Raw genomic sequence first — 22806 nt, 5'->3', positions numbered from 1 at the left:
GCGTATCCGATGCTGCCCACCCAGATCCCCGCCGCCGTCCGCAGCCGCCTGCGTGGTTTGCGCCTGACCACGCGCCGTGATGCCGGCGGTGCCGGGCTGGGTCAGCACGCGAGCCGCAGTCGCGGCGCCGGGCTCGAATTCGCCCAGTATCGCGCCTACGAACCCGGTGATGACCTGCGCCGCATCGACTGGAAGCTGTACGCGCGTTCGGACCGCCACTTCGTGCGCGAGGCCGAGCGCGACAGCCCGCTCGAGCTGTGGATCCTCATCGATGCCACCGCCTCGATGCGGCAGGCGGACCTGGCCCGGCCCGATTACGCCAAGTTCGACGCCGCCCGCCTGCTCGCCGCCTGCGCGATCGAGATCGCGCTGCGCCAGGGCGATGGTTTCGGCATCGCCACCTTCGGCGGCTCGCCGCCGTGCCTGCTCGCGCCGGGTGCCGGTGCGCGCCAGCGCGACCGCTGCCTGATCGAACTGGCGCGCGTGCAGGCCGCTGGCCAGTGGCCGGCCGCCGGCCCTGCGCGCGAGGCCGCGGCGCGCATCGCGTCGCATGCCCTGGTGCTGCTGCTGTCGGATTTCTTCGATGCGGCCGCGCTCGAGCTGGCGCGGCGGCTGGCCGCTGCCGGCCGCGAAGTGCTCACGCTGCAGATCCTCGCCGCCGACGAGCGCGACTTCCCGTTTCGCGGCGGACGGCGTTTCCTCGACCCCGAGTCCGCACTCGAGCGGCAGGCCGAAGCCGGCGCCGTGCGCGAGGAGTTCCTGCGCCGCTTCGCGCTCGCGCGCGCCGGGCTCGCGCGCGAGTGCGCGACGCTCGGCATCCGCCACGGCGAGCACTGGCTCGATGAGCCGCTCGATGCGCCGCTGCAGCGTCTGTTCGCGGTGCCCGAGGTGCGCCGGTGAGCCTGGGCCTGCTCGCGCCGCTCGGCCTCGTCGCGCTGCTCGCGCTCGGCGTGCCGCTGCTGCTGCACCTGATCCGCCGCAGCGAGCTCATCGACACCGCGTTTGCTGCGCTGCGCTGGATTCCCGCCCGCGCCTTGCCGCGGCGTCGCCTGCGCGTCGAACGACCCTGGCTGCTGCTGTTGCGCCTGCTGCTGCTGGGCCTGCTGGCCTTGTTGCTGGCACGCCTCGTGCTCGTCGACGCCGCGGTAGCGCCGTACCGCGACGCGATCATGGTGGCGCCCGGCGCCGATGTCGCCAGCGCGCGCGCGCAACTCGGTGCGGCGGGGCAGTGGCGCTGGCTGGCGCCGGGATTCCCGCTGCTGGAGGCGGCGCCCGCGCCGGGACCGACCGCGACCGCGAGCCTGCTGCGCGAGCTCGACGCGCTCGCGCCGGCGGGCGCGCGCCTGCGCGTGGTGGTGCCGCGCACACTCGATGGACTCGACGGCGAGCGCCCGCAGCTCGCCCATGCCATCGACTGGATCGTGGTGGACGGCAGCGCACCGTCGGCGATCGCGCCGGCCACGGCGGCGGTGCGCGTGCACGTGCGCCACGCCGACAACGCCGACGCGGCGCTCGCTTACCTGCGTGCCGCGCTGGCGGCATGGAACCTGCGCGAGCCGGCGCGCTACACGCTCGATGCGCAGCCGCTCGCGGCCGGGCTGCCCGCCGACCACGGCTGGCTGCTGTGGCTCGGCGCGGCGGCGCCGGCCGCGCTGACGAGCTGGGTCGAGCAGGGCGGCACCGCGCTGCTCGCACCGGCCACGGCGACGCGCGGGCGGGTGTTGTGGCGCGATGGTGACGGCCGCGTGCTCGCGCGCGTCGAGGCTCGTGGCGCAGGGCGCCTCATCACACTGCCGGCGAGCTTGGCGCCGGCCGACCTGCCATGGCTGCTCGATGCCGACTTTCCCGACCGGCTGCTGGCGGCACTGCGCGGCAGCCCGGCGGCGCCGACGCGCGCCTTCGCCGCCACCTCGGCGCCCGCAGTCGGCGGCATGGCCGCCACCGGCGCCAGTGCTGCGGCGCTGCACGGCGCGCGCGCGCTCGATGGCTGGCTGGCATGGGCGATCGCGGTCCTGTTCGTACTCGAGCGCCTGCTCGCGACGCGGCGCCGCGAAGGCGTGCGCGGATGAACCAGACCACGCCACTGCGGCGCTGGCAGCGCGCCGTATCGCAGCGTCGCGCGGCCATCGTGCTGGCGCTCGCGCTGCCGCCGCTGCTTGGCCTGGTCGGGCTGGCCTGGCGCTTCGGCGCGGGCACGCTGGCGGTGGTCGTGGCGACTGCAGGCATCGCCGGCAGCGCCCTCGTCGCGTGGCACTGGTCGCGCCGCGGCGTCGAGAGCTGGCTTGGGCGGCGGCTCGATGCGCTGGCGCCGTCGCTCGAGGACAGCGCCGCGCTGTTGTGGCGCGACGCGGCCGCACTGACGCCACTGCAGCGCCTGCAGCGCGAGCGCCTGCAGGCGCGACTGGGCGGCCTCGACCTCGACCTGCGCCCGGCCTGGCCGCGACGCGCCCTCGCCGCCAGCGCGCTGCTGGCACTGGTGCTGCTGGCCGTGGCGCTGCGCCCGCCGCCGCTGCCACTGCCGTCGCCCACGCCCGCTGTCGATGCGCGCGGGCCCGCGGCCAGCGCCACGCGCCTGGTGGCGGCGCAGCTCGCGGTGACGCCGCCGGCCTACACGGGCCTGCCTGCACGCAGCGGCCAAGCACTCGACGCGCGCGTGCCGCAGGATGCGCGGCTCGACTGGCGCCTGCGCTTCGCTCCGCAGCCGAGCGCCGTCTGGCTGGCCTTCCACGACGGCAGCCGACTCGACCTGCAGCGCCACGGCGACGACTGGCGTGGCGGTCGCACCCTCGCCGCCTCGAGCCTGTACCGCATCGGCGTCGAGGCCGCCGCGCCGCTGACCGATCCGCTGCACCGCATCGACGTCAGCGCCGACCTCGCGCCGACGATCCGGATTCTCGAACCACAGCAGAGCCTGACCACCTACGATGGCCGGCAGGCGCGCTGGCCGCTGCTGTTCGAAGCGGCCGATGACTACGGCCTGGCCAGCGCCGAGCTGTCGCTGACCCATGCCCAGGGCACGGGCGAAAGCATCCGCTTCAGCGAGCAGAGCGTGCCGTTGCAGGGCGAGGCGCTCGACGGTGCGCGCCGGCAGCGCTATCGCCACGAGGTCGATCTGGCCGCGCTCAAGCTCGCCGCCGGTGATGAAGTGATCGCGCGCCTCATCGTCGGCGACAACCGCACGCCCACGCCCAACATCACGCGCAGCCCGGCGCTGATCCTGCGCTGGAGCGCGCCGCCCGCTGCCGATGCGGCCGGCGTCGACGGCATCAGCCAGCAGGTGCTGCCGGCCTACTTCCGCAGCCAGCGCCAGATCATCATCGACACCGAAACCCTGCTCGCCGAGCAGGACCGGCTCGACCCCGCGCGCCTGCTGGCGCGCTCCGATGCGATCGGCGTGGACCAGAAGATCCTGCGCCTGCGCTATGGCCAGTTCCTCGGCGAGGAAGCCGAAGGCGCCGCCGCTGCCGCGGTCGAGGCTGGCCATGCCGAGGCCGACTCGCAACTGGGTGCGCTGGCGCAGGCGCACGAGGCCAGCGAACGCGCGGCCACGAGCGAGGGTCGGTTCGGCGTCGCCGGCGACGTGCTGGCGCAGTACGGCCACGTGCATGACATCGCCGAGGCGGCGACGCTGCTCGATGCAGGCACGCGCGCCACGCTCAAGGCCGCGCTCGATGCCATGTGGCAGGCCGAGCTGCATCTGCGCCAGGGCGCGCCGGCCGCGGCGTTGCCCCATGAACAGCGCGCGCTCGAGTTCATCAAGCAGGCGCAGCAGGCCACGCGCATCTACCTCGCGCGCGTCGGCCTCGAATTGCCCCCGCCCGACGAGACGCGGCGCCTGAGCGGCGAGCGCAAGGGCGTGACCGACGTCACCGGCAGTCTGGCCGCGGCCAGCGACGCGACAGCACCCTTGGTGCAGTTGTGGCAGGCGCTGGCGCTCGGCACGCCGCCCGACTGGGACGGCGCGCTGCATGCGCTGGGCGGTGCCGCTGCCACCGATGCGCGTTCACTCGACGTGCTGGCTGCGCTCGACCGCGCGCAGCACGAGCCCGACTGCGCCGAGTGTCGGCAGCGCCTGCGCGCGGCCTTGTGGCCGCTGCTGCCGACGCCGGCCGCGCAGGTGCTGCCGCGTGAGGCGGCCGACGCCGCCGGCGCGACCTACCTCGATGCGCTGCCAGCCGCCGCGGGGGCGAGGCCATGAACGCCGCGCTGGCCACCGCGCTGCTGCTCGCGCTCGGCACGCTGCTCGGGCTCGTGCGCAGCTGGCGCGCGCGACCGCGGCGCGTGCTGCTGCGCAGCCTGCTGCAGGTCGCCGTCGCGCTCGCGCTGTGGCTGTGCCTGTGGCCACCGTCGTTGCAGCAGTCGTTCCGGCCGGACCAACTCACGGTGCTGACGCCGGCGGCGACGCCGGCCCAGATCGCCGGCGCCGACGCCGCTGCCGTGGTGCTGCCCGGCGTCGTCGCGCCGGCTGCGCTCGAGCCCGTCGCCGATCTCGCCACCGCACTGCGCCACCATCCGCAGGCGCAGCGCCTGCGCGTGATCGGTGGCGGGCTGCCGGCGCGTGATCGTGATGCCGCGCGCGGGCGGCTGGCGGCGTTCGACGCCGCGCCACTGCCGCCCGGCATCGTCGAACTGGCTGCGCCGGGCGTGGTTGGCGTCGGTGCGCGATGGCGGCTGACGGGCCGCGTCAACGCCGCGCCCGGCGCCCGCGTCGAGCTGCACGATCCGGCCGGCGCGGTGGCGGCGAGTGCGCCCACCGATGCACAGGGACAGTTCGAGCTCGACGTGACCGCGAAAGCGGCCGGCACGGTCGACTACAGCCTGCGCGCGCTCGATGCGCGGGGCGCGGTGCTCGACACGCTGCCGGTTCCGCTGGCGGTGCGCGCAGGCGAGCGCCTGCGCCTGCTGCTGCTGGCCGGCGCACCTGCCGCGCAACTCAAGTACCTGCGCCGCTGGGCGCTCGATGCCGGCCTCGACCTCGACAGCCGCATCGATCTCAGCACCGGCATCGCCTTGCGCGAAGGCGATGCACGACTCGACCCGGCCACGCTGGCGGCCACCGACCTCGTGATCATCGACGAGCGCGCCTGGGCCGGCCTCGACGATGCGCGCAAGCAGGCACTGCACGACGCGGTCGCGGCCGGGCTCGGCCTGCTGCTGCGCGCGAGCGGGCCGTTGCCGCCCGCGGTGGCGCAGGATTGGCGCGCGCTGGGCTTTGCCACCACGGCCACCGCGGCGCGCGAGGTGGCGGTCGCGCACGCGCTTGGCGCGTCGCCGCCGCTCGTGCTGACGGCGCTGCCGCTCGTGCCGGCGGCGGCCGATGCCGCGCTGCTGCTGCGTGGCGACGACGGCACGCCGCTCGCGTTGTGGCGTGCCAGCGGGCGGGGCCGCGTCGGCATGATCGGCTTCGACGGCGACTGGAAGTTCGTGCTCGGCGGCACGCCGGCGGCACAGGCGGGTCTATGGAGCGCGCTCGTCACGCAACTGGCGCGGGCCCATGCGACTGCGGCGCCGCAACTGCCGCAACGCGCCCAGGTCGGCGAACGCGCCGTGCTGTGTGGCGTGGCCGATGGCGACGAGGTCGAGGACAGCCAGGGCCGGCGCAGCGCCCTGTTGGCAGTGGCCGGGCCGGCGGCGACGCAATGCGCGGCGTACTGGCCGGTTGCCGCCGGCTGGCATGCGCTCGTGCGCGGTACCGGGCGCTGGCCGTTCGCGGTGCTGGCCGATGCCGCCGATGGCGCGCTGGCCCGCGCCGCACGGGCCGACGCCACGCAGGCCTTGCTCGGTGCGCTGCCGGCCACTGACGCCGGTGCCGCGGCGCGTGCGCGCGCGCTGCCGCGCTGGCCCTTCTGGCTCGCCTTCCTCGGCCTGGCCGGCCTGCTGTGGTGGCTGGAGCGGCCGCGGCACTGAGTGACCACGGTTGCGCGATCGCGTCGCGCGCTGCCAGCAAGTCACATTCCACGGCCTGGCCGCACGCCGGCTGTCGCATTGTGCCGGCGCGTGGTCGCATTGCGACGACATTCCGCCGGCCCTGCCAGTGGTTGCGCGATCCGCGCGCTCAGGGGCAGCCGCGCAGTTGCCGCGCGACCTCGGCGCGTTGCTGCCTGAGGCCGGGCAGGGTGTCGCTGAACGCGCGACGGATGCGGCCATCGAGTGTGTCGAGTTCGCTGCGCAGCCAGGCGCAGGCCTCGGCCGGTGCGGCCCGATGGCAGGGATCGGTGACCTCGACGTAATAGCCCGCTGCCGAGCCCGGCGCGGCCGGATGATGCGGAATGTTCGCTGCGCCGGGCGGATGCGTGGCCAGTCCGTCGGGCCCGCCGTAGGCGTCGGCCAGGCTCTGGCCGTGGCCATCGATCACGCCATACGGCACCCAGCGGGTCAGGCCGACGCCGCTCGCGCTCTGGTAGCGACTGCCGTCGATGGCGCGGCACAGGTGGAACGATGGCGGTGCCACGGCGACCGCTGGCGCGCTTGCGGGCGCCGCTGGCCCGGTGGTGGCGGCCGCCGGTTCCGGCACTGCCGGCTCGCTGGCGGGCGGTGCGCTTGGCATGGGCGCGGGCGCCAGCCGCGGCCGGCTCTGGCGCTGCTGTGGCGGGCAGGGGCGGTCCTGGAAGCTCACCCCGGCGGCGCTGTCACAGCGGTAGACCTCGGCGCCTTGCGCGACGATCCCGAGACTGCCGCCGAGCCATGGCAACAACAGCCATTTCGCGTGATGCAGCAAGCGATTGGAGGGCATTGCGACGTGCGTCCCGAGGATGGCACAGGTTCTGCATGGGATACGCCGTCAATGGTAATGGCTTGGGCCGACGATCGGGACATGAGCGTGGATTGGAGTGGCAAACGGGGGCGGCTGCGCTGGTCATGGCTGCTCTGGGCGATCGGCGCACTGGCTTGGCTGATGCCGGCACTGGCCGCGACGCGGGAAGGCGTGCCGATCGTGGTGGAGCGCTATGTGACGGCGATCGGCGACGATGACCTCGCGGCCCTGCAGCGCGGCGCCCTCGATGCCCGCCTGCAGGCCGAAGATCCGGCCGCGGTGACCCCGCCGGTCGGGCGTACCACCTGGTATCGCGTGCAGCTCGTCGCCGAGTGGGTGTCGCCGCGCGAGCCGGTGCTGCTCATCACCTACGCCAACGACATGCGCGTGCGCGCCTATGGGCCGCCGAGCTATGGCGGCGACGAATACAGCATCTATCGCGCCGACATCGGCACCCTGCGCACGCGGCGCGTGCTGGTGGTGCCGTTGCCGCAGGGCTGGAACGCCGGCACGCCGCTGTACCTGCGCGTGGAAGCGGCAACCGCGGTGACGCACCAGTTCATCGTCACCGACCGGCAGTCGGCGTACGCCGCCGAGCTGACGCAGGCACGCCTCGACGTGCTGTGGCCGCTGCTGCAACTGTCGCTGTTGCTGGCCGGCCTGGTGGTGCTGCGACCACGCAGCAACAACCTCGGCGCCCTGTACCTCGGCCTGACCGCTGCCATCGCCGTGGCGATGGCCTGCAAGTCGGGCCTGGCCTTCGAATACTGGCCGACCCGGCTGCTGGCGCCGCTCGGCGTGCGCGCCACTGCGTTGGCGGCGACGACGGTCGCCTTGTTCGCACTGGCGCTGGCGCGTGCCTACCTGGAGCTGCCGCGCTGGGCACCGCGCCTGGCGCGTGGGTTCATCGGCTGTGGCGGTGTCCTCGTCGCCTTCGTGATCGCCTGCACCTTGCCGCTGCCCGATGCGTGGATGATGCGAATCACGTCGGCCCTCGTCGGCACGGCGCTGACGCTGTCGTGGCTGGCCGGCGTGCGGGCCTGGCGCCACCGCCGCCCCGGCGCTGCCTTGTTCGTGCTGGTGTGGTCGCCGACCTTGGCGGTGATCCTGCTGCGCATGGTGTACGTGCTGCTGCAGCAGCCCTCGCCGCCGCTGGCTGGACCGCTGCAGGCGGCGGCGCTGAGCGTGGCCGCGCTCGGTATGCTGCATCTGCTGTCGCAACGCCTGCCGCGCGATGCGGTGGCGTCGTACGGCGATGTCCGCCACGAGCGCGACGTGCTCACCGGCGCCCTCAGCCGCGGCGCCGGCCTGGCGCGCCTGCGCGCAAGCTTCGTCGCGGCCCGTACGCGGCAGCGCCCGCTGTCGCTCATCAGCTGTGATCTGGGGCCGCACCTGCGTGAGCGCCGCAATGGCTGCGCACGCAGTGAAGTCGATGCGAGCCTGTGCGCGCTCATGGCGGTGTTGCGCGCCGAGCTGCGCCGCAACGACGGCATCGTGCGCGCTGGCGACGAGCGCCTGCTTGCCATCGCATCCGAAGCCGATGCCGGCGCCGCACGGGCGCTCGCCGAGCGCATCGTGCGCCACATCGACGCGGCCGCACTCGACCTGTGCGGCGCGCCACTGGCGAGCGTGCTGGCGCTGGGCGTGGCGTCGCTCGGCGAGGACGTGCGCACGCCCGAGGAAATGCTCGACCGCGCGCTCGCCGACGGCGAGGCCCGGCGTGGTTCACATGCCGCGGCTGCAGCGCGGTCCGCCGCGCCGCCACGCCGCGCGTAGCCGAAGGCCACGCCGCGCGCCGGCATCGCATCGCGGTCAATGCAGGGTCTTGTACCGCGCCGCGTCGAACGCATCGACCGCGATCACCTCGTCGCGCGCGTCGCGTGCCTCGTTGAGCAGGTCGTATTCCTCGCCACTGATGACGCCGGCCTCGACGCCGAGTTCGTCGAGCATGTAGCCCGGCGCGCGATCGAGCCGGCCGGCGCGGACTGCGTCGCGCAGCTTGGTCTCGATCGGCAGCGCGCGCACGGCCTTGTCGAGCGCGGCCTCGAGCGCGCCCAGGCCGGGCTCGTCGGCCGGTGGCACGAACACGTCGGCGGTCAGGGTACGGCGTGCCTCGCGGTCCTCGAGGATGTCGCGCGCGACCTCGCCGCCGAGCCGGTCCGACGGCGGACGGAAGCGTGCGCCGAGCGGGAAGATCGTCCAGCGCAGCAGCGTTGCGACCGGTCGCACGGGCAGGTTGTCGAGCACGCCGACCAGTGCCTCCTGGATGCGGTACAGCGCCAATTCGGTGGCCCAGCGCGTGAGTGCGAAGTTGGAACGTGTCTTGGACTCGTCGTGGTAGCGCTTGAGCGTGGCGCTGGCCAGGTACAGCCAGGCCAGCGCATCGGCCAGCCGCCCCGACAGTTTTTCGCGCCGCTTGAGCGAGCCGCCGAGTGTGCCCATGGCGGTGTCGGACAGGATCGTGAAGGCGGCGGCAAACCGTGACAGGTGCTGGAAATAGCGGTGGGTGTCGTGGGTGGCCGGCGCCGCGGCCAGGCGCGAGCCGGTCCAGGCCAGCAGCTTGGCGCGCACGAGGCGCGTGCAGAACAGGTTGAGGTGGCCGAAGATCGCGCGGTCGAACGCGGCCAGATCGCGCTGCGCGACTGCGTCGATTTCCTTCTGCACGAACGGATGGCAGCGGATCGCGCCTTGCCCGTAGATCATCATGGTGCGGGTGAGGATGTTGGCGCCTTCGACCGTGATGCCGATCGGCACCGCATCCCAGGCGCGCGCCAGCGGATTGCGCGGACCGCGCTGGATCGCGCTGCCGGCGCGGATGTCCATCGCGTCACTGACCACCTGGCGCATGCACTCGGTGAGGTAGGCCTTGCAGATGTTGCCGGGCACGGCCGGCTTTTCGCCGGCGTCGAGTGCGCCGCAGGTCAGCGTGCGTGCGGCCGTCATGAGCCAGGTGAGGCCGGCGATGCGCGCGAGCGGTTCCTCGATGCCTTCGAAGCGGCCGATCGGCGTGTCGAACTGCTCGCGCACGGTGGCATAGGCGCCGCAGATGCGCGTGCACATCTGCGCGGCGCCGATCGACAGGGCCGGCAGCGAGATCGAGCGCCCGGCGGCCAACGATTCCATCAGCATGCGCCAGCCGTTGCCGATCTGCGCGCGACCGCCGATGACCGCCTCGTCGAGCGGCACGAACACGTCACGGCCGACGATCGGGCCGTTCATGAACGGCACGCCCATCGGGTCGTGGCGCAGGCCGATCTCGATGCCGGGCGTGGCGCGCGGGATCAGTGCGCAGGTGATGCCGCGGTCCTCGACCTCGCCGATGAGCCGGTTGGGATCCTTGAGCCGGAAGGCGAGGCCGATCAGGGTCGCCACCGGTGCCAGCGTGATGTAGCGCTTCTTCCAGTTCAGACGCAGGCCAATGACCTCCACGCCATCGACGATGCGCTTCTCGACGATGCCTTCCGATTGGGTGGCGGCCGCGTCGGAGCCGGCCTCCGGCCCGGTCAGCGCGAAGCAGGGGATCTCCTCGCCGCGCGCGAGGCGCTCGAGATGGCGCCGCTTCTGTTCCTCGCTGCCGTAGTGCAGCAGCAGTTCGCCGGGGCCGAGCGAGTTGGGCACCATGATCGTGACCGCGGCCGTGATCGAGCGGGTCGCGATGCGCGTGACCACGCGCGAGTGGCCGATCGCCGAAAAGCCCAGGCCGCCGTGCTCCTTCGGGATGATCATGCCGAGGAAGCGCTGCTCCTTGATGTATTGCCAGATCTCCGGCGGCAGGTCGCGCTGCTGGTACACCGCCCAGTCGTCCAGACGCCGGCACAGTTCGTCGACCGGGCCATCGATGAACGCCTGCTCCTCGGCGCTGAGCGGTGCCGGCGCGAACGCGAGCAGCTTGTCCCAGTCGGGCATGCCGCCGAACAGGTCGCCGTCCCACCACACGGTGCCGGCCTCGAGCGCGATGCGCTCGGTGGCGCCCAGTCGTGGCAGCACCCGTGCGAACACCGGCAACACCCAGCGCGACACGAGCTGGCGCCGCAGCGGCGGCACGCCGGCCACCAGCGCGAGCAGCGCGAGCACGGCGCAGCTGGCCGCGAACAGGTGCGGATGCTCGACGCCGGCGAGGCGCCAGCCAAGCAGCCATACGCCGGCCGCCACCAGCCAGGCGAGAAAGCCAAGACCGCGGAAGGCGAGCGCGGCGAACGCGAGCACGGCAAGGATGAGGGCGATCCACAACATGGCGGTTCCTCGTGGTCCGATGCGCTCGATTATGCGACGGCGCAGCTGTCGCGCGGCTGCACGACGTGGGCGCGGCGCCGCATCTTGTCTAGAATCGGCCGATGAAGAACAAGTCCGAGATCGTCAGCAACTGGCTGCCGCGCTACACCGGAGTGGCGGTCGAGTCGTTCGGGCAGCACGTGCTGCTCACCAATTTCGGCCATTACGTCGACGTGTTCGCGCAGTGGCACGGTGTCGAAGTGCAGGGCCGCGACCGGCCGATGCCCAACGCCACCGCCGATGGCATCAGCATGATCAACTTCGGCATGGGCAGTCCCAACGCCGCCACCGTGATGGACCTGCTGTCGGCGATCGCGCCGCGCGCGGTGCTGTTCCTCGGCAAGTGCGGCGGCCTGAAGAAGAAAAATGGGCTCGGCGACCTGATCCTGCCGATCGCGGCGATCCGCGGCGAGGGTACCTCCAACGACTACCTGTTGCCGGAAGTGCCGGCGCTGCCCGCGTTCCAGCTGCAGCGCGCGGTGTCGACGATGATCCGCGATCTCGGTCACGATTACTGGACCGGCACCGTGTACACCACCAACCGGCGCGTGTGGGAGCACGACGTCGCCTTCAAGGACTACCTGCGCAAGACGCGCTGCATGGCCATCGACATGGAAACCGCGACGATCTTCGCCGCCGGCTTCGCCAACCGCATCCCCAGCGGCGCGCTGCTGCTGGTGTCGGACCAGCCGATGATTCCCGAGGGCGTCAAGACCGAAGCGAGCGATCGCGTGATCACGTCCAGTTTCGTCGATGCCCACATCCGCATCGGCATCGAGGCGCTCAAGCTGGTGCGGCGCAACGGGCGCAGCGTCAAGCATCTGCGCTTCGAGAACGGCGACGAATTCTAGCGGCGCGCTGCTCCGGCAGCGGCTTGATCAACGCGTTGCTGGCGCGGCGCTCAGCCCGCGCCGGGGTTGCGGCGGTGCGCGTGGATCGACAGCAGCACGCCGAAGCCGGCCAGCAGCGACACCGCCGAGGTGCCGCCGTAGCTCACCAGCGGCAGCGGCACGCCGACCACGGGCAGGATGCCCGTCACCATGCCGCCGTTGACCATCACGTAGACGAACAGCGCCATGCTGATCGCGCCGGCGAGCAGGCGCGCGTAGGTGTCGCGCGCATTGGCCGCGATCCACAGGCAACGCGCGATGATGAACAGGTACAGCGCCAGCAGCATCAGCACGCCGATCAACCCCCACTCTTCGGCGAACACCGAGAAGATGAAGTCGGTGGTGTGCTCGGGCAGGAATTCCAGCCGCGACTGCGTGCCATGGTGCCAGCCCTTGCCCCACACGCCACCCGAGCCGACCGCGATCTGCGACTGGATGATGTGCCAGCCATTGCCGAGCGGGTCGGCTTCGGGATCGAGCAGGGTCAGCACGCGGTTCTTCTGGTAGTCGTGCATGAAGTAGCGCCAGTGCAGCGGGATGGCGGCGGCGACGACCGCCACCACGACGCCGATGCGCCACCAGGCCACACCCGACAGGAAGATGCCGAACGCGCCGCTCGCTGCGATCAGCAGTGCGGTGCCGAGGTCGGGCTGTTCGGCGACCAGTACGACCGGGATCGCGATCAGCGCGCCGGCGATGCCGAGCGTGCTCCAGCCTGGCGGCAACGGGCGCAGGTTGAGGTACCAGGCGATCATCATCGGCATCGTCAGCTTGAGCAGTTCCGAGGGCTGGAAGCGCAGGATTTTCAGGTCCAACCAGCGATGCGCGCCGCGCCCCTCGCCGAGCACCATGACCACCAGCAGCAGCAGCACGCTGCCCGTGTACAGCCATGGCGTCCAGTTGCGCAGCGTCGATGGCGGGATGCGCGCGATCACCACCATCACGCCGAGGCCGAGCACGAAGCGCAGTGTCTGCGCCAGCATCTGGCCGCGGTCGAGGTCGCTGGCGCTGTAGAGCGTGCCGAGGCCGACGCCCATGAGCAGCAGCAGTGCGCCGAGCAGCGGCAGATCCAGGCGCGGCCTGCGCCACAGGCTGCCGAGGTGGTCACGCAGTTGCGCGAGCAGCGCGGCGTTCATGGGCCGCCTCCATCGGATGTGGCCAGCGTCTCGCGCTGGCGCTGCTGGTCGCCCGGCAGCCATGTGTCGAGGATCCGCCGTGCGATCGGCGCCGCATCGCTGGCGCCGCTGCGGCCGGCCTCGAGCGCGACGATGACCGCGATGCGCGCATCGTCGGCCGGGGTGAAACACTCGAACAGGACCTGGTGGCGTTCGATCGGACTGGCACTGATGCTGGTCCAGCTTTCGTCGGTGCGCGAGTAACGCTCGGCCGTGCCGGTCTTGCCGGCGATCGGATAGGGGAAGTCGCCGCCCACCGCGCGCGCGGTGCCGGCCTGCACGACCTCGATCATGCCGCGCTGCACGGCCTGCCAGTTGGCCGCGCGGTCGATCACGCTGGCCTGGTCGGGGGCCAGCGGCAGCACCTGCGGCCGGTCGTCGCTGGCCGCCTGCACCGCGCGCAGCAGGTGCGGCGTATGCGGCACGCCACGCGCGGCCAGCGTCGCCACGGCGTTGCCCAGTTGCAGCGGCGTCACGATCCAGTAGCCCTGGCCGATGCCGGCGATCACCGTTTCCCCTGGATACCAGGCCTGGTTGAATCGCGCGCGCTTCCACTCGCGCGAGGGCAGCACGCCGCTGCCCTCGCCGACGAGGTCGATGCCGGTGGTCTGGCCGAAGCCGAAGCGGCTCAGGTAACTGCTGAAGCGATCGATGCCCATGTCGAGCGACACCGAGTAGAAATAGGTATTGACCGAGCGCGCGATCGCCTGCACGAGGTCGACGCGGCCGAAGCCGCCGCGCACGTCGTCGCGGTAGGCGCGCGACTGCCCGGGGATGAAGAACTCGCCGGTCGACAGCACCGTGTCCTCGGGCCGGCGCAGCCCCAGTTCGAGTCCGGCCAGCCCGACGAACGGCTTGATCGTCGAGCCCGGCGTGTAGGTGCCGCGCAGCAGGCGGTTGAGCAGCGGCTTGCCATCGTTGTCGAGCAGGGCCTTGTAGTCGGCACCGGAGATGCCGTTGACGAACAGGTTGGGATCGAAGCTCGGCACGCTGACCATGGCCAGCACTTCGCCATTGCGTGGGTCGAGCGCCACCGCGGCACCGGCGCGACCGGCGAAGGCGGCCTCGGCTGCTTCCTGCAGGCGGGCGTCGATCGACAGGTACAGGTTGTCGCCCGGCACCGGTGCGACGCGGTCGGGCAGCACGCGCAAGGGCCGGTGGTCGGCATTGACCTCGACTTTTTCGTAACCGACGCGGCCGTGCAGGCGCGGTTCGTAGTAGCGCTCGATGCCGGTCTTGCCGACGTGGGTGGTGCCGGCGTATTCGCCCGCGTCGAGGCGGTTGAGATCGTTCTCGTCGATGCGACCGACATAGCCGACGGTGTGCGCGAACTCGGCGCCGAGTGGGTAGGCGCGGGTCAGGTAGGGCACCACTTCGACGCCCGGGAAGGCCCAGCGGGCGACCGAAAAGCGCGCGATCTCCTCCTCCGACAGCTTGAGCCGCAGCGGCACGCCCTCGTAGGACCGCTTGCGCTTGCGCAGCGTGTTGTAGCGCGTGATGTCGTCGTCGCTGATCGGCAGGAATTCGCCGAGCCGGCGCACGGTGTCCTGCACGTCGCCGGCCTGCTCGGCCGTCACCTCGAGCCGGAACGCGGCCACGTTCTCGGCCAGCAGCACGCCGTTGCGGTCGTAGATGAGGCCACGCGCCGGTGCCAGGGGCCGGGTGAGGATGCGGTTGGCGTCCGAGCGCGCGCTCAGCCGCGCATGCTCGTCCACCTGCAGGAACGAGAAGCGCAGGCCGAGTCCGGCCAGGCACAGCGCGATCAGGGCGAAGCCGGCCAGCGCGCGGCGCCGGAACATGGCCGCTTCCACGCGCGCCTCGCCGATCGGCTTGGGCGCGCCGCCACGTCGGCCGCGCAGACGCAGGCGCCGCATGTCAGTCGGCACTGCGCTGGCGCAGGCGCAGGCGGTCGAGCGCCACGAACAGCAGCGGCCAGGCCAGCGTGCCGGTCAATGGCGCGATCCAGAACGCGGGCGGCGGCATCGGCTCGCCGGCGAAGCCGCGGATCATCAGCGTGACCACGCGGTCGTTGAGCAGCAGCGCCAGCACCGCCAGTGCCTGCTGACCCAGCGGGAAGAAGCGCAGTCGCGCGCGGAAGCGCAGCACGATGAAGGCGAGCACGAGCAGACGCATGGCCTGCTCGCCGAGCAACTGGCCGACCAGGATGTCGGCGCACAGGCCGAGCGCGAAGGCGCGCCCCAGGCCCATGCGCTCGGGCGTTTCCATCGCCCAGTACACGACGAGGAGGCCGATCCAATACGGCTTGAACGGCTCGGCCAGCGGCGGCAACGGCATCAGTTGCAGCGCGAACGCCGCGAGCATGGTGGCGGTGACGAGCCACGCTTGCAGGCGCAGGCGGCTCATGGCCCCTCCGCGGTGGCTGCCGCCGGCGCGGCCGCCGGTGCCGCGGCACCGCCGAGCGTGGCCGGCGGTCCGTAGGGCTGGGGCTGATCCTGCAGCAGCAGCACTTCGCCGCTGCGATCGAGCGCGGCGCTCGGGCGTGCCGTTGCGGTGGTGAACAGACCATTGGCGTCGATGCCGACCGTAGCGACGATGCCGACCGGAAATCCGGCCGGAAAACGCCCGCCCAGCCCCGAGGTGATGAGCCGGTCGCCTTCCTTGATGTCGGCGCTGCGCGGGATGTCGCGCAGCTCCAGGCGATCGGTGGCGCCGCTGCCATAGGCGATCGCGCGCAGGCCGGTGCGCTCGACCACGACCGGAATGGCATGGGTCGGATCGGTGATCAGCATCGCCACCGAGGTGGCCGGCAGCACTTCGACGAGCTGGCCCATGATGCCGCGCGCGTCGATGATCGGCTGGCCCACGCGCGCGCCCTGGTCGGCGCCCACGTCGAGCACCACGCGATGGCGGAACGGATCGAGATCGACGTCGATCAGATGGGCGAACTGCACCGCCAGACCGAGGTCGTGCTGCGCATCGAGCAGGGCCTTGAGGCGTTCGTTCTGCGCCAGCAGTGCATCGAGCCGGTTGAGGCGTGCCTGCGCCAGCAGCAACTGCTCGCGCAGGCTGCGGTTTTCGTCGGCGAGCTGGTTCTGGCTGACCACGGCGTCGCGCGTCGCGCGCGCCACCTGCGCCGGCAGGCCGGCAAGCCGGTAGGTCGGCTCGATCACCACGTTTGCGGCGCGGCGCAGTCGTTGCAGGTAGTCGGCACGATGATCCAGCACCATCAGCGTGATCGCGCCGGCGAGGTACAGGATCAGGCGCAGCGTGCTCGCGCCGCCCTCGGCGAACAGGCTGGCGGCATTGTCACGGGCTATGGCCATCGACGGCGGCGAGCGGCAAGCGGCAACTGGCGAATGCAATGCGCGGGCGCGGGTTGGGTCATCGCATCGCCAACGCGCCGCACCGGCATCACTCGGAGGCGAAGAAGTCGCCGCCGTGCTGGTCGACGAGCTCCAGCGCACGTCCGCCGCCACGCGCGACGCAGGTGAGCGGGTCGTCGGCGACATGCACGTGCAGGCCGGTCTCCTTGGAGATCAGGCGATCGAGGTCGCGCAGCAGCGCGCCGCCGCCGGTGAGCACGATGCCGCGCTCGGCCACGTCCGAGCACAGCTCGGGCGGCGTCTGCTCGAGCGCGCTGCGCACGGCGCTGACGATGCCCGACAGTGGCTCGTGCAGCGCCTCGAGGATCTCGTTGGAGTTGACCGTGAACATGCGCGGGATGCCTTCGGCCAGGTTGCGGCCCGACACTTCGATCTCGCGCACTTCCGACTGCGGGAACGCGCAGCCGACCTCGAGCTTGATCTTCTCGGCGGTCGACTCCCCGATCAGCGTGCCGTGGTTGCGGCGCACGTAGTTGATGATCGCCTCGTCGAAACGGTCGCCGCCGATGCGCACCGACTGCGAATAGACCACGCCGTTGAGCGAGATCACGGCGACCTCGGAGGTGCCGCCGCCGATGTCGAGCACCATCGAGCCGCGCGCCTCGTGGACCGGAATGCCGGCGCCGATCGCGGCCGCCATCGGCTCTTCGATCAGGTACACGTCACGCGCGCCGGCGCTCTCGGCCGATTCCTTGATCGCGCGGCGCTCGACCTGGGTCGAGCCGCAGGGCACGCACACCAGCACGCGCGGACTGGGCCGGAACATGCGTGCGCGGTGCACCTTCTTGATGAACTGCTTGAGCATCTCCTCGGTCATCGTGAAGTCGGCGATCACGCCGTCCTTCATCGGCCGGATGGTGACGATGTTGCCCGGCGTGCGACCGAGCATGCGCTTGGCGTCGGCGCCGACCGCGGCCACCGAACGCGGGCCGCCGGGGCCACGATCCTGGCGGATCGCCACCACCGAGGGCTCGTTGAGCACGATGCCCTGGCCGCGCACGTAGATCAGCGTGTTGGCGGTGCCGAGATCGATCGACAGATCGTTGGAGAAAAGTCCGCGGAGACCTTTGAACATGGCGCGGCGCAAGCCTTTGAGGACACAGGGGAAAAGCGCGCCAGTCTAGCGACTGGTGCGCGGTCGGGCAAGGAAATCGAGGTTAAGAAAGCCTTATTTCGCGCGGCGCCGCCGGCGTTTGCGGCCAGCGCGCCGGAGCCATCGCACGCGGTGTCGTCGGCACGGCGGCGCTGGTCCGGCGTTGCCGCCGGCGCGACCTGCACTGCGAGCGCGGTCCGCTGGGGCGTTGCACGTGGCGGCTTCGGTCGCGCCCGCGTCTCGGTTAAGCTTGGCGGTTTGGGCGCCCGCGTGCGGGCGCGTCCCGCTCCTGCGCCGGAAGGTCTCGATGTCTGCACTGATTTGCGGTTCGCTTGCCTACGACACGATCATGGTCTTCCAGGACCAGTTCAAGAAGCACATCCTGCCCGACCAGGTGCACATCCTGAACGTGTCGTTCCTGGTGCCGGCCATGCGGCGCGAGTTCGGCGGTTGCGCCGGCAACATCGCCTACAACCTCAAGCTGCTGGGCGAGGATCCGATCCCGATGGCAACCGTCGGCCAGGACTTCGCGCCCTATCGCGCCCATTTCGAGCAGTGCGGCATCCGCCTCGATCAGGTGCGCGTGTGCAACGACCAGTTCACCTCGCAGTGTTTCATCACCACCGACCTCGACAACAACCAGATCACGGCCTTCCATCCGGGCGCGATGTCGCGCTCGCATGAGAACCGCGTGCGCGACGTGGCGGGCGTGAGTTTCGGCATCGTCGCCCCCGACAGCCGCGAAGCCATGCTGCAGCATGTCGACGGGTTTGCCGAACTCGGGGTGCCGTTCATCTTCGATCCCGGCCAGGCGATGCCGCTGTTCGACGGCGCCGAATTCCGCGCCATGATCGCCAAGTCCACCTACGTGATCGTCAACGACTACGAGTCGCAGTTGCTGCAGGCGCGTACCGGCTGGGACGCGCGCGAGATCGCCTCGCGCGTGAGCGCCTACATCATCACCCACGGTCCGCGCGGCTCGGTCATCCATCTGCGCGACGGCAGCACGCACGAGATCCCGCCGGCCCAGGAACAGCGCGTGGTCGATCCGACCGGTTGCGGTGACGCCTATCGCGCCGGCCTCATCTACGGCCTCATGCATGGCCATGACCTGCCCACCAGCGGCCGCATGGCATCGCTGATGGGCGCGCTCAAGGTCGAGCATCCGGGCACCCAGAACCAGCGCTTCGACTTCGCCCATTTCGCCGCGCAGTTCCAGCGCGAATTCGGCTACGCGCTGACGCGCTGAGCCACGCCAACCCCAGCGGAGACATCGATGTCCAAACCCTCACGCGCGCTCCATCTCGCTGTGCTGTTCATCCTCGTCGGCGCGATGTCGGCCTGCGGCGCCAAGGGACCGGCGGTCGAACTGCACGGCCAGCGCTTCACGGTCGAGATCGCCGACACCGAGGCCGCCCGCGAACATGGCCTCATGGACCGCACCCAGATGGACGCCAACCACGGCATGCTGTTCGTGTTCGACGACGATGCACCGCGCGCGTTCTGGATGAAGAACACGAAGATCCCGCTCGACATGCTGTTCTTCGACGCCGAACGCCGCCTCGTCAGCGTGCAGCACGACGTGCCACCGTGCACGGCCGATCCGTGCCCGGCCTATTCGAGCGGTGCACCGGCGCGTTACGTGCTCGAACTCAATGGTGGCCGTGCGCGGGCGCTGGGCGTGGTGGTGGGCGACGATCTCGCGATCCAGCGCTGAACCGGGTCCGCAGGCGGCTCGGTCACGCACTCGAACGCAAACGGCAGGCCGCAGCGATACGGTACCAGCGGCGTACCGGCCGCAGGACGGGTGCTGTCTTCCAGTGGGATGAATACGTGCATGGCATGGCTCCGGTGGGACAGGCCCATTGGAGCGCCGGCGGCTGTCCGCGCGCGGTCACCGTGCTGACGCGCAGCGACGCCGAGGTGGCCGATTGCGGGCGCGTGCGCCGGAGTCAGTCCTGCAGCAGTTCGAAGTCGTCCTTGGTCACGCCGCAATCGGGGCAGGTCCAGGTGTCGGGCACATCTTCCCAGCGCGTCCCCGGCGCGATGCCGTCGGCCGGCCAACCCTCGGCCTCGTGATAGACGTAGCCGCAGGCAATGCAGATGTAGCTGCGCAACGGCGTCTGGACGGGTGCGGCGGCGGGGGTGCTGGACATGGATGGCACATCGACGGGCAGGGCAGGCGCGCATTGTCGCAGTGCCGCCGACACGCGCCAAGCGCGGTGCGTGGCGCTGCCATCGCCGGATCAGTCGCCCGCGCCGTTGCAGGCGCCGCCGAACAGCCGATCGTTGCAGGCCACGGCGGCGCGCAGGCAGCCGCCGCGACGGCTGGCGCACAGCGGCCGCGCGTGGCGCGTGCGGGGCAGATCGCAGCCGACCACGCCCGCTGCGGTGGTCTGGATCACGCGCTCGCGTTCGCCACCGACATCACCGATCGCGGCTGCGGCAGCGGCGAAATGGGGGGCGGCGCTCGCTGCCGCAGTGGGCATCGCCGCGCAGGTCGGTCGCGTGGTCGACATGCATGCCGACCTCGGCCCGGGTCTTGCGTGCACGGTCGTCGCTGCTGGAGCCGCACATCGGCTGGGCGCGCCGTTGCAGGCCATTGCGGTCGAACGTGGTCACGCAATGGGTGTCGGTGGGCGCGCCGTCGTGGTCGAGGTCGCCGACCGCGATGCCCGGCCATGCCCGCGCGCCGCCTGCGGCGCGCCAGCGCAGCGAACCATCGATGCCGGCGAGCGCGTCGAGGCCGCAGGGGCCGGCCAGCACCTCGCGGCGGCCCGTCGCCATCGAGGTCGAGCGCAGCCGGCGAGCCGTATCGGCCCGCCTGGCACCACGAAGCGAAGCAGCCGCCCCAGGCCCACTTGAGCGCGGGCGCGGGCACCGCGGCATGTGCGCCAGCGCTGGCCACGGCCCATGCGCAGATCCACCCGCGCAGGCGCATCGGCCTGTCCCGAAGTCGGGCGCGGCGACACGGGCGGTGCCATCGCGTGCCGCAGCATCGGCGCGCGTCGCGCCTTCGCCACCGGGTGGCGCGGCAGGCGTGTACCATGCGGGTTTTGCCGCCGCCGCGCTGCGCGGGTCCGGCGACCACCCACATGGACCTCCCATGAGCAGCAATCACGACCTGTTCCAGCGTGCGCTCGCGCACATTCCCGGCGGCGTCAACTCGCCGGTCCGCGCCTTCAAGTCGGTTGGCGGCGAGCCGTTCTTCACCACGCGCGCCGACGGTCCGTATCTCTACGATGCCGACGGGCGACAGTACGTCGACTACGTCGGTTCGTGGGGACCGATGATCGTCGGCCACAACCACCCGCAGGTGCGCGCCGCGGTCCAGCATGCGGTCGAGCGCGGCCTGTCGTTCGGCACGCCCTGTCCGGCCGAGGTCACGATGGCCGAGACGATCGCACGGCTGGTGCCCTCGGTCGAGGTCGTGCGCATGGTCAACTCGGGTACCGAGGCGACGATGTCGGCGATCCGCCTCGCGCGCGGCGTGACCGGACGCGACAAGATCGTCAAGTTCGAGGGCTGCTACCACGGTCACGCCGACAGCTTCCTCGTCAAGGCTGGCTCGGGCGCGCTGACCTTCGGCGTGCCGACCTCGCCGGGCGTGCCCAAGGCACTGGCCGACCTCACGCTGACCTTGCCCTACAACGACCTTGCCGCCACGCAGGCGTTGTTCGACGAGTGCGGCGAGGAGATCGCCGCGCTCATCGTCGAGCCGGTCGCCGGCAACATGAACTGCATCCCGCCCGTGCCCGGCTTCCTCGAAGGTCTGCGCGAGCTGTGCACGCGCCATGGTGCGCTGTTGATCTTCGATGAGGTGATGACCGGTTTTCGCGTCGCGCTCGGCGGCGCGCAGGCGCTGTACGGCATCACGCCCGACCTCACCACCTTCGGCAAGATCATCGGCGGCGGCATGCCGGTCGGCGCCTATGGCGGGCGGCGCGAAATCATGGCGCAGATCGCGCCTGCCGGCCCGGTCTACCAGGCCGGCACGCTGAGCGGCAATCCGCTCGCGATGGCGGCCGGACTGGCGATGCTCGAACTGGTGCAGACGCCCGGTTTCCATGCCGAGCTCGACCGCCGCACGCGCCTGCTCACCGACTCGTTGCAGGCGGTGGCCGACGACGCGGGCGTGCCGTTCAGCGTCAACCGCGTCTGCGGCATGTTCGGCCTGTTCTTCACCTCGCAAAAGGTCGAAACCTACGCACAGGCGATCGCCTGCGACACGGCGATGTTCAATCGCTTCTTCCACGGCATGCTCAGGCGCGGCGTCTACCTTGCGCCGAGCGCGTTCGAGGCCGGTTTCGTGTCGATCGCGCATGGCGAGGAAATCATCGCCCAGACCACCCAAGCCGCGCGCGAGGCGCTGCGCGAAGCGCTGGCAGGTTGATGTCGCGTCCGCTGAGCCAGGGACGCGAGCGCGACGTGTGGGTGGTGCCGGCCCGCGAGCAGGGCTGGCGCAAGCGCGCCTTCGACATCGTGTTCGGCATCGACACGCCGGCCGGCCGCGCGTTCGATGCGGCGCTCATCGTCGCGATCGTCACCAGCGTGGTCGTCACGATGCTCGACAGCGTCGCCAGCGTGCACGCGTATTGCGGTGGCGTGCTGCAGATTGCCGAGTGGGCCTTCACGGCGCTGTTCGCGGCCGAGTACGTGCTGCGCCTCGTGATCCTGCGCCGGCCGCTGCGCTATGCACGCAGCTTCTTCGGAATCGTCGACCTGCTTGCGGTGTTGCCCGCGCTGGTGAGCCTCGTGCTCACCGGCACCGAGCAGCTCATCGGCATCCGCGCGCTGCGCATCCTGCGCGTGTTCCGCGTGCTCAAGCTCGCGCGCTACGTCGGTGCGGCCGAGCAGATGCGTGTCGCGCTGCTGCGCAGCCGGCGCAAGATCTTCGTGTTCGTGACCACGATGCTGATCCTGATCTCGGTGTTCGGCGCGATCATGTATCTCGTCGAGGGGCCCACGCACGGTTTCACCAGCATCCCGCGCGCGATGTACTGGGCAGCGGTCACGATGGCCACGGTCGGCTTTGGCGACCTCACGCCGAGCACCGCGCTGGGCCAGTTCATCACCACCGTCATGATCCTCATCGGCTACGGCATCATCGCGGTGCCGACTGGCATCTATGCCGCCGAACTCACCAGCGCGCTGAGTCACGCCCGCCTGCAGCGGCATTGCGCCGCCTGCGGCACGCGCGGCCACGACGAGCAGGCGCGTTACTGTCACCACTGCGGCGCGCAGCTCGCGGCCGCGACGGGGGATTCGTCGCGGTGAG

Annotated in this window: 20 protein-coding genes; 10 read left to right on the top strand and 10 right to left on the bottom strand. The window is 71.5% G+C overall.

Translation table 11 applies throughout. From position 1 onward, the window contains the following. Nucleotides 1-9: 9 nt before the first annotated feature. Genes KF903_RS06765 through KF903_RS06750 form a run of 4 tightly spaced genes read left to right on the top strand, consistent with a single transcriptional unit; the run spans nucleotide 10 to nucleotide 5907 of the window. The gene (locus tag KF903_RS06765) at nucleotides 10-900 is read left to right on the top strand and encodes a DUF58 domain-containing protein (protein ID WP_291212829.1); all 891 of its coding nucleotides are present in this window, start codon (nucleotides 10-12) and stop codon (nucleotides 898-900) included. After that, nucleotides 897-2069 (top strand): BatA domain-containing protein, encoded by a 1173-nt coding sequence (locus tag KF903_RS06760; protein WP_291212827.1) that lies wholly within the window; start codon nucleotides 897-899, stop codon nucleotides 2067-2069. The genes KF903_RS06765 and KF903_RS06760 overlap by 4 nt, the downstream gene beginning before the upstream one ends. After that, a complete protein-coding gene (locus KF903_RS06755; protein WP_291212825.1) occupies nucleotides 2066-4198 on the top strand; it encodes a DUF4175 family protein in 2133 nt (710 codons plus the stop codon). The genes KF903_RS06760 and KF903_RS06755 overlap by 4 nt, the downstream gene beginning before the upstream one ends. After that, nucleotides 4195-5907 carry a carboxypeptidase regulatory-like domain-containing protein gene (locus KF903_RS06750; protein ID WP_291212822.1) on the top strand — a complete coding sequence of 571 codons (1713 nt, stop codon included), beginning with the start codon at nucleotides 4195-4197 and terminating at the stop codon, nucleotides 5905-5907. Before KF903_RS06755 ends, KF903_RS06750 begins: the two co-directional genes overlap by 4 nt. Nucleotides 5908-6055: 148 nt before the next feature. Here the strand turns inward: KF903_RS06750 and KF903_RS06745 are convergent, their stop codons facing one another. Further along, nucleotides 6056-6733 carry a hypothetical protein gene (locus KF903_RS06745; protein ID WP_291212820.1) on the bottom strand — a complete coding sequence of 226 codons (678 nt, stop codon included), beginning with the start codon at nucleotides 6731-6733 and terminating at the stop codon, nucleotides 6056-6058. A gap of 81 nt (nucleotides 6734-6814) precedes the next feature. On the opposite strand from KF903_RS06745, the gene KF903_RS06740 reads away from it, so the two are divergent. Next, on the top strand, nucleotides 6815-8530 hold the full coding sequence (locus tag KF903_RS06740) for a 7TM diverse intracellular signaling domain-containing protein (protein ID WP_291212817.1): 1716 nt from the start codon (nucleotides 6815-6817) through the stop codon (nucleotides 8528-8530). Nucleotides 8531-8566: 36 nt separating this feature from the next. On the opposite strand, the gene KF903_RS06735 is transcribed toward KF903_RS06740, so the two are convergent. Further along, the gene (locus tag KF903_RS06735; protein ID WP_291212814.1) at nucleotides 8567-10987 is read right to left on the bottom strand and encodes an acyl-CoA dehydrogenase; all 2421 of its coding nucleotides are present in this window, start codon (nucleotides 10985-10987) and stop codon (nucleotides 8567-8569) included. A 101-nt stretch (nucleotides 10988-11088) separates the two neighbouring features. Here KF903_RS06735 and KF903_RS06730 point away from each other — a divergent pair, with 101 nt between their 5' ends. Next, nucleotides 11089-11877, top strand: a complete 789-nt coding sequence (locus KF903_RS06730; protein ID WP_291212812.1) for an AMP nucleosidase — start codon at nucleotides 11089-11091, stop codon at nucleotides 11875-11877. A 50-nt stretch (nucleotides 11878-11927) separates the two neighbouring features. Here the strand turns inward: KF903_RS06730 and rodA are convergent, their stop codons facing one another. The 5 genes from rodA to KF903_RS06705 form a co-directional block, all read right to left on the bottom strand. Then, nucleotides 11928-13052: a rod shape-determining protein RodA gene (gene rodA / locus KF903_RS06725; RefSeq protein ID WP_291212809.1), complete on the bottom strand. Its 1125-nt coding sequence runs from the start codon at nucleotides 13050-13052 to the stop codon at nucleotides 11928-11930. Beyond that, on the bottom strand, nucleotides 13049-14965 hold the full coding sequence (gene mrdA / locus KF903_RS06720; RefSeq protein WP_291212806.1) for a penicillin-binding protein 2: 1917 nt from the start codon (nucleotides 14963-14965) through the stop codon (nucleotides 13049-13051). The genes rodA and mrdA overlap by 4 nt, the downstream gene beginning before the upstream one ends. A gap of 1 nt (nucleotide 14966) precedes the next feature. Continuing rightward, nucleotides 14967-15455 (bottom strand): rod shape-determining protein MreD, encoded by a 489-nt coding sequence (gene mreD, locus KF903_RS06715; RefSeq protein WP_291212786.1) that lies wholly within the window; start codon nucleotides 15453-15455, stop codon nucleotides 14967-14969. Beyond that, nucleotides 15452-16375, bottom strand: coding sequence for a rod shape-determining protein MreC (mreC, locus tag KF903_RS06710; RefSeq protein WP_291212783.1), 924 nt, complete (start codon nucleotides 16373-16375; stop codon nucleotides 15452-15454). The genes mreD and mreC overlap by 4 nt, the downstream gene beginning before the upstream one ends. A gap of 88 nt (nucleotides 16376-16463) precedes the next feature. Further along, nucleotides 16464-17510 carry a rod shape-determining protein gene (locus tag KF903_RS06705; protein ID WP_291212780.1) on the bottom strand — a complete coding sequence of 349 codons (1047 nt, stop codon included), beginning with the start codon at nucleotides 17508-17510 and terminating at the stop codon, nucleotides 16464-16466. A 325-nt stretch (nucleotides 17511-17835) separates the two neighbouring features. On the opposite strand from KF903_RS06705, the gene KF903_RS06700 reads away from it, so the two are divergent. Together KF903_RS06700 and KF903_RS06695 are read left to right on the top strand one after the other, a co-directional pair. Beyond that, on the top strand, nucleotides 17836-18777 hold the full coding sequence (locus KF903_RS06700; protein ID WP_291212776.1) for a carbohydrate kinase family protein: 942 nt from the start codon (nucleotides 17836-17838) through the stop codon (nucleotides 18775-18777). Between the two features lie 27 nt (nucleotides 18778-18804). Further along, nucleotides 18805-19245 (top strand): DUF192 domain-containing protein, encoded by a 441-nt coding sequence (locus KF903_RS06695; protein WP_291212774.1) that lies wholly within the window; start codon nucleotides 18805-18807, stop codon nucleotides 19243-19245. A 235-nt stretch (nucleotides 19246-19480) separates the two neighbouring features. On the opposite strand, the gene KF903_RS06690 is transcribed toward KF903_RS06695, so the two are convergent. The 3 genes from KF903_RS06690 to KF903_RS06680 form a co-directional block, all read right to left on the bottom strand. After that, nucleotides 19481-19684 carry a rubredoxin gene (locus KF903_RS06690; RefSeq protein ID WP_291212771.1) on the bottom strand — a complete coding sequence of 68 codons (204 nt, stop codon included), beginning with the start codon at nucleotides 19682-19684 and terminating at the stop codon, nucleotides 19481-19483. Between the two features lie 90 nt (nucleotides 19685-19774). After that, nucleotides 19775-19933, bottom strand: a complete 159-nt coding sequence (locus KF903_RS06685; RefSeq protein ID WP_291212768.1) for a hypothetical protein — start codon at nucleotides 19931-19933, stop codon at nucleotides 19775-19777. Between the two features lie 22 nt (nucleotides 19934-19955). Beyond that, nucleotides 19956-20315, bottom strand: coding sequence for a hypothetical protein (locus KF903_RS06680; protein WP_291212765.1), 360 nt, complete (start codon nucleotides 20313-20315; stop codon nucleotides 19956-19958). Between the two features lie 319 nt (nucleotides 20316-20634). On the opposite strand from KF903_RS06680, the gene hemL reads away from it, so the two are divergent. After that, nucleotides 20635-21921: a glutamate-1-semialdehyde 2,1-aminomutase gene (hemL, locus tag KF903_RS06675; RefSeq protein ID WP_291212761.1), complete on the top strand. Its 1287-nt coding sequence runs from the start codon at nucleotides 20635-20637 to the stop codon at nucleotides 21919-21921. Further along, entirely contained in the window at nucleotides 21921-22805 is an 885-nt protein-coding gene (locus KF903_RS06670; RefSeq protein WP_291212758.1) for an ion transporter, read from the top strand. Before hemL ends, KF903_RS06670 begins: the two co-directional genes overlap by 1 nt. The last annotated feature ends 1 nt before the right edge of the window (nucleotide 22806 follow it).

Source organism: Dokdonella sp. (assembly GCF_019634845.1).
GTDB lineage: Bacteria > Pseudomonadota > Gammaproteobacteria > Xanthomonadales > Rhodanobacteraceae > Dokdonella_A.
Note: the sequence above shows the minus strand (reverse complement) of the source record. Positions and strands in the feature narration are given on the sequence as shown.